Here is an 18,293-nt window from a genome sequence, read left to right on the forward strand (position 1 = left end):
TCAGGCCTTGGCGGCCGCCGCCGTCTTCTTCGCCGCGGCCGTCTTGGCGGCGGTCGCGGTGATCGGCTTGGCCGCGCCGTCGGCGGCGGCGGGGGCCGCCGCGTCACCCTCGGCCGGCTCCTCGACCTTGGGGCCGATGCCGAGCTTGCCCTTGATCTTCCGCTCGATCTCGTCCGCGAGCTGCGGGTTGTCCCGCAGGAAGTTGCGGGCGTTCTCCTTGCCCTGGCCGAGCTGGTCGCCCTCGTAGGTGTACCAGGCACCCGACTTGCGGATGAAGCCGTGCTCGACGCCCATGTCGATCAGGCCGCCCTCGCGGCTGATGCCGATGCCGTAGAGGATGTCGAACTCGGCCTGCTTGAACGGCGCGGCGACCTTGTTCTTGACGACCTTGACGCGGGTGCGGTTGCCGACCGCCTCGGTGCCGTCCTTCAGGGTCTCGATCCGGCGGATGTCCAGACGGACCGAGGCGTAGAACTTCAGGGCCCGGCCACCGGTCGTGGTCTCCGGCGAGCCGAACATGACGCCGATCTTCTCGCGGAGCTGGTTGATGAAGATCGCGGTGGTGTTCGACTGGTTCAGCGCACCGGCGATCTTGCGCAGCGCCTGGCTCATCAGACGGGCCTGCAGACCGACGTGCGAGTCGCCCATCTCGCCCTCGATCTCGGCGCGCGGGACGAGGGCCGCGACCGAGTCGATGATCACCAGGTCGATCGCGCCGGAGCGGATCAGCATGTCGGTGATCTCCAGGGCCTGCTCACCGGTGTCCGGCTGGCTGACCAGCAGGGCGTCGGTGTCCACGCCGAGCTTCTTGGCGTACTCCGGGTCGAGCGCGTGCTCCGCGTCGACGAAGGCAACCGTGCCGCCGGCCCGCTGGGCGTTGGCCGCCAGGTGCAGGGTCAGCGTGGTCTTGCCGGAGGACTCGGGGCCGTAGATCTCGATCACCCGGCCGCGCGGGATGCCGCCGACGCCGAGGGCGACGTCCAGGGCGGTGGACCCGGTGGAGATCACCTCGACCGGCTCGTTGGCCTTCTCACCGAGGCGCATCACCGAGCCCTTGCCGAACTGCCGCTCGATCTGGGCGAGGGCGGTCTCAAGGGCCTTCTCGCGATCCGTACCTGCCATGGCTTCCACCCTCGGGTTCTGTGCTGTGCGCTTCATCGTCCTCGACGCTAGCGCGTCCCACTGACAAACGAGCCCGACCCGGCTCCGCCTGTGGAGAACTCTTCGCCGGAGAGTACAAAGAACAACTGTTCGATTCAAGCTTCGCACGTCGGCCCGGCGGCCGGGTCACCCCCGCCGCTGCCCGACCGCCGGGTCACTCCCCGTCGCCGCCGACGATCCGCCGCAGCCGCCGCGCCGCCTCCCGGCGCAGCTCCCGCCGGGCCCGCCGCTGCTCGCCCCGGTCGATCCGCGGGTCGGTGGCCACCTCGTAGCGCCGCACGTACGTCCCGACGAAGCCCTGCAGGGTGGCCGCCGCCGGGATGGCGATCAGCGCGCCGACCGCCCCGAGCAGCGCCGCGCCCGCGATCACCGAGCCGAACGCCACCGCCGGGTGCACGTCCACCGTCCGCGCGGTGATCCTCGGGTGCAGCAGGTAGTTCTCGACCTGCTGGTAGACCACCACGAACACCAGCACCCAGAGCGCGTCCACCGGCTCCACGGTGAGCGCCACCAGCACCGGCAGCGCGCCGGCCAGGTACGTCCCGATGGTGGGCACGAACTGCGACATGACGCCGACCCAGACCGCCAGCGCGGCCGAGTACGGCAGGTCCAGCAGCGCGAACATCACCCAGTGGCCGGCGGCCGAGACCACCGCCAGCAGCGCCCGGGAGTAGAGGTAGCCGCCGGTCTTGGCCAGGGCGATCTCCCAGGCCCGGAGCACCTCGGCCTGCTTGGCCGGCGGCAGCACCGAACAGACCGTCCGGCGCACCCGGGGGCCCTCGGCGGTGAAGTAGAAGGTGAACAGCCCGACCGTGAAGGCCTGGAAGAGCCCGCCGATCACCGTGGAGGAGACGCCCCAGACGTTGTCGGCAGCCTGCTGGGCGTAGCTCTCGATCGCCCCGGAGTCCTTGAGCAGCTTCTTCTGCAGCTCGCCCAGCGACAGGTCCTGGTGGAACGTCCGGTTGATCCAGCCGATCAGGTTGTCGACCAGGTGCGGGAGGTCCCCGGCGATCTTCGCCACCTGGTCGACCAGCAGGGTGCCGAGCGCCGCGAGGAACCCGGCCACCGCGACCCCGACGGCCACGAAGACCAGGAAGGTGCCCACCCCGCGACGCACCCCGCGCGCTGCCATCCGGTCGACGGCCGGCTCCAGCGCCAGCGAGAGGAAGAAGGCCACCAGCAGCATCACGAAGAGGTCGATCAGCTGGTGGAAGGCCCAGTCGGCGAGCTTGAACACCCCGACCAGCACGAGGGCCAGCACCATCGCCCGGGGCAGCCAGCGCGGCATCCCGCCGCTCCATTCGATCCCCCGGCCCGGCGGCCGCGCGGGTGCGGGCGGCTGGCCCGCGGCATCGTCGACGGCCTGCGCCGACCTGTCCGGTTCCGGTGCTCCTGCGCTGCTTGCCACCCCGACAGTCTCACCCATGCCCCGGGCCCGCCCGGGCGCGGGCACCCGTTCGGCCCACCGCCGGACGGGGCCCGGCTCAGCGCAGCGCGCCGGAGACGCCCTGGGTCCGACAGACCACCCGCCAGACGTCCTTGGCCTCCCAGCCGGACTCCAGCGCCTGCCGCACCGTCCGCCCGCCGAGTTCGCTCATCACGTGGTCGGAGGCGAAGGAGTCCGCGTACGCCTCGCCGAAGTGCGCGTACATCCGTCGCCAGAACTCCGTCAGCCTCATGCCCACCAGTATCCCGGACCGCGCCCGCCCGCCCCGGCCGGTCCGCCCGCCCGGGCGGCCCGGGGCCGGCTCACTTCGGCAGCGCGAGCAGCCCCGCACCGGCGTACTGCCGCTCCCCGCAGGCGTAGGGCCCCGGCGGGCAGGCGGCGGCCGCCGTGCCGGCCAGCAGCGCGGCGAGCGCCCCCGAGCCGTAGTCCGGGTGCAGTGCGGCGGCCACCGCGACCGCCCCGGTGACGTGCGCCGCCGCCATCGAGGTGCCCGCGAGCGCCGCGTACTGCCCGCCGGGCCAGTCGGAGACGATCGCGCCCTGCGGGCCGCCGTCCGGGTCCCCGCCGGGTGCGGCCAGCGACACCCGGCCGCGCCCGTAGTTGGAGTAGCCCGACGGGTGGCCGTCCCGGTCGACGGCGGTGACGGTGACCACCCCGGGCAGCTCGCCGGGCAGCCGGATGCACTCCGTCCCGAGGTGGCGGGTGCGGGCCGGGCCGGCGGTGCGGTCGTTGGGGCTGCGGTCGTCGGTCCGGGCCGCGCCGAGGTCCTGCCCGTCGTTGCCCGCCGAGGCGACCACCACGGCGCCCCTGCGCTGCGCGTAGCCGGCGGCGCGGCCGACGGCGGCGACCAGCGCGGCCTGGTCCCGGTCCTCCGGGCAGTTGTACTTCCACGGGTCGGCGAAGTAGCTGTTGTTGATCGCCCTGGCGCCGTGGTCGGCGGCCCAGAGCATCCCGCAGACGATGTTCTCGGCGTAGTACTGGCCGAGCGGCCCGAGCAGCCGGACGGCGGCGATCCGCACGCCGGGTGCGACCCCGGTGACGCCGTGACCGTCCCGGGCGGCGCCGACGATGCCGGCGACGTGGGTGCCGTGGCCGCTCTCGCCGACGCCCGGGTCGGGCCGCCAGGCACCGGAGCGGGCGTCCGGGCGCCCGTCGGCGCAGGAGGCGGAGGCCTTCGGGTCGACGGCGGCCCGCAGGTCCGGGTGGGTGTCGTCGACGCCGGAGTCGAGCACCGCGACCAGCACCCGGTTCAGCGCCCCCGCGGTGGGCGCGGCGCCGGCCGCGGGGCCGCGCGGTGCGCCGGAGGCGTCGCCGCCCGGCGCGGGGGCGGCACCCACCAGGGCGAGGTTCCACGGGTCGCCCTCGGCCGGGTCGGGCACGGTGGGGGTGCCGCCGTCCGCCCGGTCGGCGCCGCCGCGGGCGGCCGGGCCGGCGCCGGCCGCGAAGTCCCCGGCGCCGTCGAGCAGCCGGGGCGGGCTCACCACCGGCGTGGTGCGGGTGGCGCCGACGGCGGCGATGCCGGGGCGGGTGCGCAGCCGCTCGGCGAAGCCGCCGGTGGCGTACGCCAGGACGGCCCCGATCTGCGGGTACTCCTGGACCACCTGACCGCCCGCCGCCCGACTCTCCGCCCCGGCCCGGGCGGCGCCGGCGGCGTCCTCCTGCTCGGCCAGGACCAGGTAGCTGAGGTAGGAGCGGCCGGCCCCGGAGACGGAGGGGACGGCGCCGCCGACCACCAGCGCGGTGAGCAGCATGGCGAGCAGCGCCCGGGCGGGCCCGCCGACCCGGCGCCGGGCGGCACGGACGGGCCTGCCGCACGGGTGCACCTGCGCCATCGCACGCTCTCCGCTCGTCGGTCCGGTGGGTCACGGGTCGATCACGGTCCTGAATCATCACCATATGAGCGGATTGCCCTTTTTGCTCCTCCACGGACACCCGCGCCCGCCGGCCCCCGGTTGTCGGTGCCACCCGGCACCATGGGGGCATGGCGCCCCAGCACCCGACCCCGCCCGACGACGACCCCCTGGCCGGCTTCGCCCCGACCACCCGGGCCTGGTTCACCGGCGCCTTCTCCGCCCCCACCACCGCCCAGTCCGAGGCCTGGCGCGCCATCCGGCGCGGCACCGACGTCCTGGTGGTCGCCCCGACCGGCTCCGGCAAGACGCTCGCCGCCTTCCTCTCCGCCCTGGACCGGCTGAGCAGCACCCCGCCCCCGGCCGAACCGGCCCGCCGCTGCCGGGTCCTCTACGTCTCACCGCTCAAGGCACTCGCGGTGGACGTCGAACGCAACCTGCGCGCCCCGCTGACCGGCCTACGCCAGGCCGCCGTCCGGCTCGGCCTGCCCGAACCCGAGGTCCAGGTCGCCATCCGCTCCGGCGACACCCCCGCCGCCGACCGGCGACGCTTCGCGACCCACCCGCCGGACATCCTGATCACCACCCCCGAGTCGCTGTTCCTGCTGCTCACCTCCGCCTCCCGGGACGCGCTGCGCGGCGTCGACACGGTGATCCTCGACGAGGTGCACGCGGTCGCCGGCACCAAGCGCGGCGCCCACCTCGCGCTCAGCCTGGAGCGGCTGGACGAACTGCTGGAGCGCCCGGCCCGCCGGATCGGCCTGTCCGCGACCGTCCGCCCGGTCGACGAGGTGGCGCGCTTCCTCAGCCCGCAGCGCGGCGCCGCCGTCGTCCAGCCCGCCACCGCCAAGGAGTTCGACCTGTCGGTGGTCGTCCCCGTCCCCGACCTGGACGACCTGCCCGCCGCCCCGGCCACCGGCGGTGCGTCCGACGCCGACCCGCAGCGCCAGACCTCGATCTGGCCGCACGTCGAGGAGCGGATCGTCGACCTCGTCGAGGCGCACCGCTCGACCATCGTGTTCGCCAACTCCCGCCGCCTCGCCGAGCGCCTGTGCAACCGGCTGAACGAGATCGCCCACGAGCGCGCCACCGGCACCGCCGCGCCCGAGGCGCACGCCCCGGCCCAGCTGATGGGCGGCTCGGGGGCCGCCAAGGGGATCCCCCCGGTCATCGCCCGGGCGCACCACGGCTCCGTCTCCAAGGAGCAGCGGTCCCTGGTCGAGGAGGAGCTGAAGGCGGGCCGGCTGCCCGCCGTCGTCGCCACCTCCAGCCTGGAACTGGGCATCGACATGGGCGCCGTCGAGCTGGTCGTCCAGGTGGAGTCACCGCCCTCGGTCGCCTCCGGCCTGCAGCGGGTCGGCCGGGCCGGCCACCAGGTCGGGGCCGTCTCCACCGGCGTCTTCTTCCCCAAGTACCGGGGGGACCTCGTACAGTCCGCCGTGGTCACCGAGCGGATGCGGGCCGGGCGGATCGAGGCGCTGCGCGTCCCGCGCAACCCGCTGGACGTCCTCGCCCAGCAGCTGGTCGCGATGACGGCACTGGACGCCTGGCCGGTGGACGAGCTGCTCACCGTGGTCCGCCGCGCCGCCCCGTTCGCCACCCTCCCGCAGTCCGCCTTCGAGGCCGTGCTCGACATGCTGGCCGGCCGCTACCCCTCGGACGCCTTCGCCGAGCTGCGCCCCCGGGTGGTCTGGGACCGCGTGGCCGGCACCGTGACGGGCCGTCCGGGCGCCCAGCGGCTCGCCGTCACCTCCGGCGGCACCATCCCCGACCGCGGCCTGTTCGGCGTCTTCATCGCCGGCACCGACCCGAAGAAGGGCGGCGGCGGGCGGCGGGTGGGCGAGCTCGACGAGGAGATGGTCTACGAGTCCCGCGTGGGCGACGTCTTCACCCTCGGCACCACCTCCTGGCGGATCGAGGACATCACCCACGACAAGGTGCTGGTCACCCCCGCTCCCGGCGTCCCCGGCCGGCTCCCGTTCTGGAAGGGCGACACCCTCGGCCGCCCGCTCGAACTCGGCCGCGCCCTCGGCGCGTTCACCCGCGAGCTCGGCGCCATGCCACCCGCCGACGCCACCGCCCGGCTCCGGCAGGCCGGCCTGGACGACTGGGCCGCCGCCAACCTGCTCGACTACCTGGCCGAGCAGCGCGCCGCCTGCGGTCACCTGCCGGACGACCGCACCATCGTGGTCGAACGCTTCCGCGACGAGCTGGGCGACTGGCGGATCGTCGTCCACTCCCCCTTCGGCGCCCAGGTGCACGCCCCCTGGGCGCTCGCCCTCGGCGCCCGGCTACGCGAGAAGCACGGCCTCGACCCGCAGGTCATGCACGCCGACGACGGCATCGTGCTCCGGCTGCCGGACGCCGACCTGCTGTCCCCCGACTTCGACTTCGCGGGCCCCGCGGAGCCCTCCCCGGCGGACGAGGCCCCGGTCGGCGCCGACGCCGCCCTGTTCGACCCCGACGAGATCGAGCAGCTGGTCACCGACCAGGTCGGCGGCTCGGCCCTGTTCGCCTCCCGCTTCCGCGAGTGCGCCGGCCGCGCCCTGCTGCTCCCGCGCCGCAGCCCCGGCCGCCGCACCCCGCTCTGGCAGCAGCGCCAGCGCGCCGCCCAACTCCTCGAGGTCGCCTCCGAGTACGGCTCGTTCCCGATCGTCCTGGAGGCCGTCCGCGAGTGCCTGCAGGACGTCTTCGACGTACCCGGCCTGGTCGAGCTGATGGGGGACCTCGAGTCCCGCGCCGTCCGCCTGGTCGAGGTCACCACCCCGGAGCCGTCCCCCTTCGCCCGCTCGCTCCTGTTCGGCTACGTCGCCCAGTTCCTCTACGAGGGCGACTCCCCGCTCGCCGAGCGCCGCGCCGCCGCCCTCTCGCTCGACTCCCGGCTGCTCTCCGAACTCCTCGGCCAGGCCGAGCTGAGCGAGCTGCTCGACCCGCAGGTGCTCGCCGAGCTGGAGGCCGAGCTCCAGCGCCTCACCCCGGAGCGCCGGGTCAGGGACGCCGAGGGCGTCGCCGACGCGCTGCGCCTGCTCGGCCCGCTCAGCGAGGCCGAGCTGACGGTGCGCGGCGCCGAGCCGCTCTGGGCGCTGGAGCTGGAGGCCGCCCGCCGGGTGATCCAGGTCCGGATCGCCGGCGAGCAGCGCTGGGCCGCGGTCGAGGACGCCGGGCGGCTGCGCGACGCGCTCGGCACCCCGCTGCCGGTCGGCGTCCCGGAGGCGTTCACCGAGCCGGTCAAGGACCCGCTGGGCGACCTCCTCGCCCGGCACGCCCGCACCCACGGCCCGTTCACCGCCGCCGAGGCCGCCGCCCGGTTCGGCCTCGGCACCGCCGTCGTCACCGGCACCCTGCACCGCCTCACCTCCTCCGGGCGCCTGGTGCAGGGCCAGTTCCGGCCGGTGGAGAGCCACACCGCCGGCGTCGAGTGGTGCGACGCCGAGGTGCTGCGCCGGCTGCGCCGCCGCTCGCTCGCCGCCCTGCGCCAGGAGGTCGAGCCCGTCCCGCCCCGGGCGCTGGCCGCCTTCCTCCCGCAGTGGCAGCACCTGGCCGGCCACCGGCTGCGCGGCCCCGACGGCCTGCTCCGGGTGGTCGAGCAGCTCCAGGGCACCGCCCTGCCCGCCTCCGCCCTGGAGAAGCTGATCCTGCCGGCCCGGCTCGCCGACTACTCCCCCGGCCTGCTGGACGAACTGACGGCCGCCGGCGAGATCGGCTGGTGCGGGGCCGGCGCCCTGCCCGGCAAGGACGGCTGGCTCAGCCTGCACCTGACCGAGAACGCCCACCTGCTGCGCCCCGACGCCGTCCCGCCCGCGCTGACGCCCGTGCACGACGCCCTGCTGCGGGCGCTGGCCGGCGGCTACGGCCTGTTCTTCCGCCAGCTCGTCCAGCAGCTCCCGGAGGACGTCCCCGAGCCGGAGGCGGTGGCGGCCCTCTGGGATCTCGTCTGGGCCGGTTACGTCACCAACGACACCCTGGCCCCGCTGCGCGCACTGCTCGGCTCCGGCCGGACGGCCGGGGCCACCGCCCACCGCGCCCCCCGGGCGACGCCGCGCGGCCGCTACGGCGGCGCCGGCCGCTCCTTCGGCCGGGCGGGCGGCGCCCTGCGCAGCGGCCCGCCGACGGTGGCCGGCCGCTGGTCGCTGCTGCCCGCCCCGGCGGCCGACCCGACGCTGCGGGCCACCAGCCGGGCCCAGAGCCTGCTGGACCGGCACGGTCTGCTCACCCGGGGCGCGGTGGCGGCGGAGCGGGTGCCCGGCGGCTTCGCCGGGGTGTACCGGGTGCTCGCCGCGATGGAGGAGCGCGGCCGGGCCCGCCGGGGCTACTTCGTCGAGGGGCTCGGCGGGGCCCAGTTCGCCATGGACGGCGCGGCCGACCGGCTGCGCTCGGTGCACTCCCGGCTGGAGCGGGCCCGGGGGGCCGAGTGGCCGGCCGCGCCGGCCGCGGAGCCCCCGCAGGTGCTGGTGCTCGCCGCCGCCGACCCGGCGAACGCCTACGGCGCGGCGCTGCCCTGGCCGGAGCCGCCGACCGGCTCCGGGGCGAAGGAGGCCACGGGTGCCGGGGGCACCGGGGAGGCGAAGGAGGTCCGGGCGCACCGCCCCGGCCGCAAGGCGGGCGCCCTGGTGGTGCTGGTGGACGGCGAGCTGGCGCTGTACGTCGAGCGGGGCGGCAAGTCGCTGCTGGCCTGGCCGGAGGACGCGGCCACCCGGGCGCTGGCGGCGGGCGCGCTGGCGGGCGCGGTCCGCGAGGGCGCCCTGGGCAGCGTCACGGTGGAGCGGGCGAACGGCGAGCCGGCCCTAGGCTCGGAGCTCGGTGCGGCACTGGAGGAGGCCGGCTTCCACGCGACCCCGCGCGGTCTGCGCCTGCGGCCCTGACGGTGCCGTCGGCCCGGCGCCCGGCCCCCGTCGGAGCAGCAGAAGGCCGCGGGTCCACCGGACCCGCGGCCTTCCCGTCCACTCGTCGCGCCGGTACGACCGGGCTCACCCGTACGGGTGAATCAGCCGGTCGGCGGCGGTTGCGTCTCCACCCGGCCCGCGGCCCGTGCGGCCCGCGCCCGCGGGCGCCGCTGCGGTCCGGTCGCGCTCCGGTCGGCGTGCACCGGGATCAGACCGAGCCCCCAGCCTCCGGCCGCGAGCAACCCGAGGGCCGCGCCGTCCGCCAGCTGGCCCCGGATCACCAGGAGCCAGCAGAGCAGCCCGGCGGTGAGGACCGCCAGGACCCGGCGGGCCGACCCGGGCACCACGTGCCGCAGCCGTATTCGGGCCTCCGTGCACACCGTCGACGCTCTTCGCACGACCGCCCTCCTTCACTCGCCCCGGGCACCAGGAGCCCGGGAGTCGAGGCCGGGTTCAGGCGGCGACCACGTCCATCGCGGCGGCCTTGGGCGACATGTTCGCCCGGTCGGTGCCGGGGGCGGGCAGCGGTACCGGTTCGAGCACCGGCCTCAGCAGATCACCTTCGGAGAGGGTGGCCATCGCCGCAAGTTCGGCGAGCGATAGTTCGTCGCTGACCTCGCGCATGACCTCGGACATCCGGACGTCGAGTGCGTCGCAGATGGCGGAGAGCAGCTCCGAGGAGGCCTCCTTCTGTCCCCGCTCGACCTCGGAGAGGTAACCGAGCGAAACCCGTGCGGCCGCCGACACCTCGCGGAGTGTGCGGCCCTGGCGCTGGCGCTGCCGACGCAGTACATCGCCCAGTAGGCGACGGAGCAGGATCATCGGTGCCTCCCTCCTCGGACTGCGGATCGAGATGTCACGCCCCCACCGTACCGCCTTGCCCGCTTCGCGTGCGGGGACCCTGGTCGTGTTCACTCTGGGCTGCAAGGCCGTCCCCCTCCTCGCGGCGGTGTCGTACCCGGGTCCGCGGGCCCCTCGTGGTACCCGTCGCGGCCCGCCCGGCCACCGTCACGCAACTCGTTCGCCACCTGGTTTCTGCCCAACCAGGGCCTTGGATGTAACACGATCCTCCAGCTGTCCCATACCCGTGCGCCGGATCGACGGATCCCGGTCGGGTGGAGTTCTCCGCGACCGCGGCTCCACCAGGACTCCACCGGCGCCCGAGGCCCGGGGGCCGGGCCCACGAAGTCAGGTCGCGGGCGCACCGGCCGGGAGGCTCCCGACGAGCAGTTCCAGGGCGGTGGTCACCGCCCCGTGACGGATTGTGGCACGGTCCCCCGACAGCCGGGGCGAACTGACCAGAGTTCCCCCCGGGCCGGCCACCGCGAGGTGTACGGTGCCCACCGGCCGGCCGTCCTGCGGGTCCGGTCCGGCGACCCCGGTCGTCGCGAGGCCGTAGGTCGCCCCCAGCAGCCGGCGCACGCCCTCGGCCATCTGCCGGGCCACCACCGGGTGCACCGGCCCGTGGACGGCCAGCAGTCCCTCGTCCACGCCGAGCACCGAGGCCTTGAGGTCGGTGGCGTACGCGGTGACGGAGCCGCGGAAGGTCGCGGACGCCCCGGGGACGTCCACCAGCGCAGCCGCCAGCAGCCCGCCGGTCAGCGACTCGGCGACGGCCAGCGAGGCGCCCCCGGCGCGCAGCGCGGCGTGCGCCCGCGCCGCCAGGTCGTGCTGAGCCGGGTCGTGCTGAGCCAAGTCGTGCTGAGCCGGATCGCACCGGACCGGGTCGCACCGGGCCGGCTCGTGCCCCGCCGTGTCCTGCCGCGCCACCCGCGCTCCCCCCTCGTTCACCGGCCCGCGCGCTCCGCGGCCAGTCCCTCGCGGCGCAGGCGCAGCGCCTGTCCGACGTAGTCCAGTGCGGTGCCGACGGTCAGCAGCACCGCCAGGGCCATCAGCACGGCCCGCGCGGTGGCGAGCCAGCCGGTCAGCTCCAGGACGTACATGCCCACGGCGATGCCCTGGGTGAGCGTCTTGAGCTTGCCGCCGCGGCTGGCCGGGATGACCCCGTAGCGGATCACCCAGAAGCGCATCAGGGTGATGCCGAGTTCGCGGGCCAGGATCACCACGGTGACCCACCAGGGCAGGTCACCGAGCAGCGAGAGGCCGATCAGGGCCGCGCCCATGATCGCCTTGTCGGCGATCGGGTCGGCGATCTTCCCGAAGTCGGTGACCAGGCCCTTGCGCCGGGCCAGCTCGCCGTCGAACAGGTCGGTGATCATCGCGATGGCGAACGAGGCCCAGGCGACGGAGCGCCACTTGGGGTCGTGCCCGCCGTCGGCGAACAGCAGCGTCACGAAGACCGGCACCAGCAGCAGCCGGAGCATCGTGAGCATGTTGGCGATGTTCCAGACACCCGGCGGCGGCGGTACCGCGGCCACCGGTCTGTCCGGGTGGGCCGCGGCCGGGGCGCCGGGCCCCTTGGTCATTCCCCGGCTCCCGGGGCCTTGGGGGCCCGCACCTGCTCCAGCGCCTCGGCGATCAGGTCGACGCCCTCGCTGGCCACCACGGTGGCCCGGTGGAACTGGCCCACCGCGGGGTCCTCGACGCCGAGCAGGGTGGTCAGGCCGTCGGTCTCGGGCGCCTGGTGGGCGGCCCGGCCCTCGACCACCCCGTCCTCGACCGACTCGATCAGCACCTCGACCTCGGTGCCGATCCGCTGTTCGGCCCGCTGGGCGGTCATCTCCTCGGCCAGTCGGCTCAGCCGGCTCAGGCGGTCGGCGATGACGTCCTCGGGCAGCTTGCCGTCGTAGGTGGCGGCCTCGGTGCCGTCCTCGTCCGAGTAGCCGAAGACGCCGATCGCGTCGAGCCCGGCGTGGGTGACGAAGCGTTCCAGCTCGGCGAAGTCCTCCTCGGTCTCACCGGGGAAGCCGACGATGAAGTTGGACCGGGCGCCGGCCTGCGGGGCCCGGTCGCGGATGGTCTTCAGCAGCTCCAGGAACTGGTCGGTGGAGCCGAAGCGCCGCATCCGGCGCAGCACGGCCGGCGCCGAGTGCTGGAAGGAGAGGTCGAAGTAGGGCACCACGTCGGTGGTCCCGGTCATCGCGTCGATCAGGCCGGGGCGCATCTCGGCCGGCTGCAGGTAGGAGACCCGGACCCGCTCGACGCCCTCGATCGAGGAGATCTCGCCGAGCAGCGTCTCCAGCAGGCGGATGTCGCCGAGGTCCTTGCCGTACGAGGTGTTGTTCTCGCTCACCAGGACGATCTCGCGCACGCCCTGCCCGGCCAGCCACTGGGCCTCGTGCAGCACGTCGGAGGGGCGGCGGGAGATGAACGAGCCGCGGAAGGCGGGGATGGCGCAGAACGAACAGCGCCGGTCGCAGCCGGAGGCGAGCTTGACGGAGGCGACGGGGTTGTCGTCGAGCCGCTTGCGCAGGGTGCGCGGGCCGGAGGCCGGGGCGAGGCCGTCGGGCAGGTCGGCGATCGGTTCGGCGGGGGCCTCGGCGGCGCCGTGGCCGGGCAGCGCGACGGCCTCGGCGGCGGACTGCCGTTCGGCCGGGCTGATCGGCAGGAGCTTGCGGCGGTCGCGCGGGAGGTGCGGGGCGTGGTGGCCGCCGGAGAGGATCGTCTGGAGCCGGTCGGAGATGTCGGCGTAGTCGTCGAAGCCGAGCACCCCGTCGGCCTCGGGCAGCGCGTCGGCGAGCTCCTTGCCGTACCGCTCGGCCATGCAGCCGACCGCGACGACGGCCTGGGTGCGGCCGTGTCCCTTCAGGTCGTTGGCCTCCAGCAGGGCGTCCACGGAGTCCTTCTTGGCGGCTTCGACGAAGCCGCAGGTGTTGACGACGGCGACGTCCGCGGCGGCGGCGTCGTCGACGAGCAACCAGCCGTCGGCCTCCAGTCGCCCGGCGAGTTCCTCGGAGTCCACCTCGTTGCGGGCGCATCCGAGCGTGACAAGGGCGACAGTGCGGCGTTCAGGCATAGGCCCAAGATTAACGCGCGGCCTCCGGTGCCGTTCGCCCCGGAGGCCGCGCGCCTCGGATTACCAGATCTTCACCAGGTCTCCGACCCCTCCACAGGCCTGCTCTGGTCAGCCCGCCTGCGGGTCGCCGGGGGTGTACGTGACGTGCACCACCTGGCCGTCCTTGCCGAGGAGACCGAGGTCCTTCCCGTTGACGTACGCGTGCACGGCCCCGCCGTTGCCGAGCACCAACTTGATCTGCTTCCCGTCGGTGAACGTCTGGTCCTGGCCGTCGCTGATGTTGTTCTGGAACAGCGACTTCCCGGTGCCGTCCACCGCGGACACCCAGCTGGTGCCCTCGGCGACCAGCTTCACGGTCACCTTGTCGGCCGGCACGGCGGCGATCGCGGCGGCGCTGGGAGCGGGTGCCGGGGGCTGCACGGTGGGCGAGGGGGCCGGGGCGAGGGAGCCGGTGCCGGAGCCGCTGGGCAGCGGCGCGCTGGCGGAGCCGGTCCCGGTGTGGCCGGTCTTGCCGTTCACCAGGTTGAAGCCGATCAGGGCGACCACGGCGACGATCGCGGCGACCATCGCCGCCGCCCAGTTCGGCCGGCCGCGGCCGGGCACCTTGATCGGCCCACTGTCGATCAGCTGGGTGGGGCGCTTGGAGGCGGGCGAGCCGCCGTGCGCGTCGTCGTAGCGGGCGACCAGCTCCTCGCCGTCCACGCCGACGGCGCGGGCGATCGAGCGGATGTGTCCGCGGGCGTAGAAGTCGCCGCCGCAGCGGCCGAAGTCGTCCTCCTCGATGGCATGGACGATCGGCACCCGTACCCGGGTCGCCGTACTCACCTGGTCCACCGTGAGCCCGGCCTCGATCCGGGCGGCGGACAGCACCCGGCCGATGCTCGGGGCATCGGCCGCCTGAACCGCGGCGTCGGACGGCTGCGCGGACGACGGGGCGTTCTCGCGGTCGGGGGACTTGCCGATGGTCACGGGGCACGCCTTTCGAGCGGATGGCCACCTGCTGGGGAACAGTCTAGGGGCGCGGGCGGATCGTTTCTCAAGCGGAACAGGACCGAATGCGCACACCCGCCCCGACCGGGGCCCCGCACCCCGCTGACCTGCTGTCAGCGGGCCCGCGCGGGGAACCCCGGGCTTCGCTTTCCGGCCTGTGACGCGGTGTACGCACGTTCGGTTCCCACCACGGCGCCTACCCCCCTCCGAACGAGTGACACCTCCCCGGGGGCACGGGTCCCGAGGGGCACCGGCACCCAGGGGCGCCGGTCCGGGGGAGCACCGGTCCCGGGGAACGCGGGTCCGCCGAAGGGACGCGCCCACCGGGGGAACGGGCCCGACGGGGGGACGGGCCGTCACCCGCGCAGGGTCACCAGCACCCCGTCCAGCTCGTCCGGCTTCACCAGCACGTCACGGGCCTTGGAGCCCTCGCTCGGCCCGACGATCCCCCGCGACTCCATCAGGTCCATCAGCCGGCCGGCCTTGGCGAAGCCGACCCGGAGCTTGCGCTGGAGCATCGAGGTCGAGCCGAACTGGGTGGAGACCACCAGTTCGGCCGCCTGGATCAGCAGGTCCAGGTCGTCGCCGATCTCCTCGTCGATCTCCTTCTTCGGCCCGCCGCCGACCGTCACGTCGTCCCGGTAGACGGCGGTGAGCTGGTCCTTGCAGTGCTGGACGACCGCGGCGATCTCCGCCTCGGTGACGAACGCGCCCTGCATGCGGATCGGCTTGCTGGCACCCATCGGGAGGAAGAGCGCGTCGCCCTTGCCGATCAGCTTCTCGGCGCCGGGCTGGTCCAGGATGACCCGGGAGTCGGCCATCGCGGAGGTCGCGAAGGCCAGCCGGGACGGCACGTTGGCCTTGATCAGACCGGTCACCACGTCCACCGAGGGCCGCTGGGTCGCCAGCACCAGGTGGATGCCGGCCGCACGGGCCAGCTGGGTGATCCGGACCACCGAGTCCTCGACGTCGCGCGGCGCGACCATCATCAGGTCGGCCAGCTCGTCGACGATCACCAGCAGGTACGGGTACGGCGTCAGTTCCCGCTCGCTGCCGAGCGGCGGGGTGACCTTGCCGGCCCGCACCGCGGCGTTGAAGTCGTCCACGTGCCGGAAGCCGAAGGCCGCCAGGTCGTCGTAGCGCAGGTCCATCTCGCGCACCACCCACTGGAGGGCCTCCGCGGCCTTCTTGGGGTTGGTGATGATCGGCGTGATCAGGTGCGGGATGCCCTCGTAGGCGGTCAGCTCGACCCGCTTGGGGTCGACCAGCACCATCCGCACCTCGTCCGGGGTGGCCCGGGCGAGCACCGAGGTGATCAGGCAGTTGATGCAGGACGACTTGCCCGCGCCGGTGGCGCCGGCCACCAGGATGTGCGGCATCTTGGCGAGGTTGGCCATCACGGTGTGGCCCTCGACGTCCTTGCCCATGCCGACGACCATCGGGTGGGTGTCCTCGGCCGCCGTGCGCGAGCGCAGCAGGTCGCCGAGGTTGACCATCTCGCGGTCCCGGTTGGGGATCTCGATGCCGACCGCGGACTTGCCCGGGATCGGGCTGATGATCCGCACGTCCGGGCTGGCCACCGCGTACGCGATGTTCTTGGCGAGCGCGGTGATCCGCTCCACCTTGACGGCCGGGCCGAGCTCGACCTCGTAGCGGGTGACCGTCGGGCCGCGGGTGAAGCCGGTGACCCTGGCGTCCACCTTGAACTCGGAGAAGGTGCCGGTGAGCTGGGCCACCACCTCGTCGTTGAGGGCGCTGCGGGCCTTGGCCGGGCCGCCGCGCTCCAGCAGGTCGAGCGGGGGGAGCGCGTAGGTGATGTCGCCGGAGAGCTGGAGCTGCTCCATGCGCACCGGCGCCGCGCCGTGCTCCTCGGGTGCGCCGGGGCCGCCGCTGCGGGCGGCCGGGACGGCCGCCTCCTCGGGCGGGGCGGTGCGGTCCTGCACCTGGTGCATCATGTCCGCCACCGCCGAGGAGGCGGGCACCCCGTAGACCAGCGCGCCGTCCAGGTCGGCGGCGGCGCCGGCGGCGAGGTTGCGGGTGGCGTACGGGTCCAGCGGCTCCTTGTCCAGGGAGACCCGGACGGCCTCCGGCCCGTCCTGCTCGGCCGGGTCCGGCTTGCGCCGGCGGCGGCGCCGGCGGGCGGCCACCTCGTCGCGCGGGTCCTCGCCGCTGGCGTCCACGGTGAACGGCAGCGCCGAGGGGTCGGCGTCCTCCGGCGGCTCGGTGGACAGCTCGCGCTCCGGCGCGCGCCCGTCGCGCGTCCCGTCCCCGGGCCGGGGCTCGACCACGCCGAGCCGGACGCCGGCCGAGCGCAGCCGCTCGAAGATGCGGTTGACCGGGGTGGCGGTGATCACCAGCACCCCGAAGAAGGCCAGCAGCAGGAGCAGCGGCACGGCCAGCGTCGGGCCGGCGGCGGCCATCATCGGGGTGGAGGCGGCCCAGCCGATGATCCCGCCGGCCGCCCTTATCCGGGAGGCGCCGCTGCCCATCGTGGGGGCGCCGCAGCCGATGTGGACCAGGCCGAGGACGCCGACCAGCAGCGCGCTCAGCCCGATCATGATCCGCCCGTTGGCCTCCGGCAGCTCCGGGTGGCGCCAGAGCCGGATGGCGATCGCGGCGAGCAGGAAGGGCACCAGCACGTCGAGCCGGCCGAACAGCCCGGACACCACCGCGGTGGCCCCCTCCCCCAGCCAGCCCTCCGGGCTGAACCAGGTGCCGGCCGCGGTCACCAGGGCGAGCGCGAACAGCAACAGGCCCACGCCGTCCTTGCGGTGGGCCGGGTGGAGGTTCTTGGCGCCGTCGCCGAAGCCGCGGAAGACCGCGGCCACCGCGTTCGCCAGGCCGAGCCAGACGGCCCGCACGGCGCGGAAGAGGATCGGCCTGGGCGGGGGCGGCGGGGCCGGCTTGGCCGCCGCCGCCTTCTTCGCGGGGGCCGCCTTCTTGGTCGCCGCCTTCTTCGCGGGCGGCTTGCCCGGGGCCTTCGCCGCGGCCTTCTTGGACGGTCCCGGACCGGGGTTGCGTGCCGCGCTGCCGGGCGTACGTGTGGCCATGGGTCAGCAGCCTACCGGGGCGGGCGACCCCGGGACATGCGGCCGAGCCGGGCACGGGGACGTGTCGCAGACACACCGTCACGCTGATCCGGTTTCACCCGGCCGCCGCAGGAATTCACCCGGGGAGGTGAACCGGACCGGCGGTCACCGGCTCCCCGGCCGCAGGGCGTCCAGGGCCCGGCGCAGCCCGGCCAGCTTGCGCTCCAGGTGCCCCGCGGTGGCGGCCACCCCCGGGTCCTCGACGGCGTCCAGCTGCTTGCCCAGCGCCTCCGCCTGCTCCTCGACCGCCGCGAGCCGCGCGGACAGCTCGCCGAGCAGCGCGCCGCCGAGGGCCGGCTCGCCGCCCGCCTCCAGCTGCAGCCGCAGCAGCGAGGCCTGCTCCTTCAGCTGGCAGTTCTTGACGTACAGGTCGACGAAGACCGAGACCTTGGCGCGCAGCACCCACGGGTCGAACGGCTTGGAGATGTAGTCCACGGCCCCGGCCGCGTAGCCGCGGAAGGTGTGGTGCGGGCCGTGGTTGAGCGCGGTCAGGAAGATGATCGGGATGTCCCGGGTGCGCTCGCGCCGCTTGATGTGGGCGGCGGTCTCGAAGCCGTCCATCCCGGGCATCTGGACGTCCAGCAGGATCACCGCGAAGTCGTCGGTGAGCAGCGCCTTGAGCGCCTCCTCGCCGGACGCGGCGCGCACCAGCGTCTGGTCCAGCGCCGAGAGGATGGCCTCCAGCGCCAGCAGGTTCTCCGGCCGGTCGTCGACCAGGAGGATCTTCGCCTTCTGCATCAGGGCCCGCCCTCCTGTCGCCTGCCTGCCGCCCGGTGACGGCAACCGCGTACTGCCCACCGCTACCCCGGTCATGCTAGCCGCACCCCCTCGCCCGGCACATCGCCCCGTCGGGACCCGATCCGGAGCGGCGTGCGGACAGTGCTCCGGCGCACGCTCACCAGCGTGTCGCCGTCCGGTCACTGTTCGCAACGATCGGTGACCCTACCGGGTTCCCGG

General features: G+C 74.8%; 13 protein-coding genes. 1 reads left to right on the forward strand and 12 read right to left on the reverse strand.

Features of this window, described 5'->3' with window-relative positions:
• From recA to ACIRS1_RS27220, 4 genes are all read right to left on the reverse strand, one after another.
• Nucleotides 1-1,122: a recombinase RecA gene (gene recA, locus ACIRS1_RS27205; protein ID WP_402844401.1), complete on the reverse strand. Its 1,122-nt coding sequence runs from the start codon at nt 1,120-1,122 to the stop codon at nt 1-3.
• A gap of 193 nt (nt 1,123-1,315) precedes the next feature.
• Nucleotides 1,316-2,449, reverse strand: a complete 1,134-nt coding sequence (locus ACIRS1_RS27210; RefSeq protein WP_360221012.1) for an AI-2E family transporter — start codon at nt 2,447-2,449, stop codon at nt 1,316-1,318.
• Between the two features lie 196 nt (nt 2,450-2,645).
• Entirely contained in the window at nt 2,646-2,840 is a 195-nt protein-coding gene (locus ACIRS1_RS27215) for a DUF3046 domain-containing protein (RefSeq protein ID WP_402844405.1), read from the reverse strand.
• 70 nt (nt 2,841-2,910) lie between these two features.
• On the reverse strand, nt 2,911-4,440 hold the full coding sequence (locus ACIRS1_RS27220) for a S8 family serine peptidase (RefSeq protein ID WP_402844407.1): 1,530 nt from the start codon (nt 4,438-4,440) through the stop codon (nt 2,911-2,913).
• Nucleotides 4,441-4,589: 149 nt separating this feature from the next.
• On the opposite strand from ACIRS1_RS27220, the gene ACIRS1_RS27225 reads away from it, so the two are divergent.
• Nucleotides 4,590-9,320, forward strand: coding sequence for an ATP-dependent helicase (locus ACIRS1_RS27225; RefSeq protein ID WP_402844410.1), 4,731 nt, complete (start codon nt 4,590-4,592; stop codon nt 9,318-9,320).
• Nucleotides 9,321-9,442: 122 nt separating this feature from the next.
• Here the strand turns inward: ACIRS1_RS27225 and ACIRS1_RS27230 are convergent, their stop codons facing one another.
• From ACIRS1_RS27230 to ACIRS1_RS27265, 8 genes are all read right to left on the reverse strand, one after another.
• On the reverse strand, nt 9,443-9,739 hold the full coding sequence (locus tag ACIRS1_RS27230; RefSeq protein WP_402844413.1) for a hypothetical protein: 297 nt from the start codon (nt 9,737-9,739) through the stop codon (nt 9,443-9,445).
• Between the two features lie 55 nt (nt 9,740-9,794).
• Nucleotides 9,795-10,163, reverse strand: a complete 369-nt coding sequence (locus tag ACIRS1_RS27235) for a helix-turn-helix domain-containing protein (RefSeq protein ID WP_049660741.1) — start codon at nt 10,161-10,163, stop codon at nt 9,795-9,797.
• A gap of 366 nt (nt 10,164-10,529) precedes the next feature.
• A complete protein-coding gene (locus ACIRS1_RS27240; RefSeq protein ID WP_402844441.1) occupies nt 10,530-11,006 on the reverse strand; it encodes a CinA family protein in 477 nt (158 codons plus the stop codon).
• Nucleotides 11,007-11,128: 122 nt separating this feature from the next.
• Entirely contained in the window at nt 11,129-11,767 is a 639-nt protein-coding gene (gene pgsA, locus ACIRS1_RS27245) for a CDP-diacylglycerol--glycerol-3-phosphate 3-phosphatidyltransferase (protein ID WP_402844415.1), read from the reverse strand.
• Complete coding sequence (gene rimO, locus ACIRS1_RS27250; protein ID WP_396317662.1) at nt 11,764-13,257, reverse strand: 30S ribosomal protein S12 methylthiotransferase RimO; 1,494 nt, start codon at nt 13,255-13,257, stop codon at nt 11,764-11,766. Before rimO ends, pgsA begins: the two co-directional genes overlap by 4 nt.
• Before the next feature lie 108 nt (nt 13,258-13,365).
• Nucleotides 13,366-14,226: a RodZ domain-containing protein gene (locus ACIRS1_RS27255; RefSeq protein WP_360221033.1), complete on the reverse strand. Its 861-nt coding sequence runs from the start codon at nt 14,224-14,226 to the stop codon at nt 13,366-13,368.
• 377 nt (nt 14,227-14,603) lie between these two features.
• Nucleotides 14,604-17,297: a DNA translocase FtsK gene (locus ACIRS1_RS27260; RefSeq protein ID WP_402844419.1), complete on the reverse strand. Its 2,694-nt coding sequence runs from the start codon at nt 17,295-17,297 to the stop codon at nt 14,604-14,606.
• Nucleotides 17,298-17,441: 144 nt separating this feature from the next.
• Nucleotides 17,442-18,077 (reverse strand): response regulator, encoded by a 636-nt coding sequence (locus tag ACIRS1_RS27265; RefSeq protein WP_402844444.1) that lies wholly within the window; start codon nt 18,075-18,077, stop codon nt 17,442-17,444.
• Nucleotides 18,078-18,293 lie beyond the last annotated feature (216 nt).

This window comes from Kitasatospora sp. NPDC101176 (genome assembly GCF_044768035.1).
Lineage (GTDB): Bacteria > Actinomycetota > Actinomycetes > Streptomycetales > Streptomycetaceae > Kitasatospora.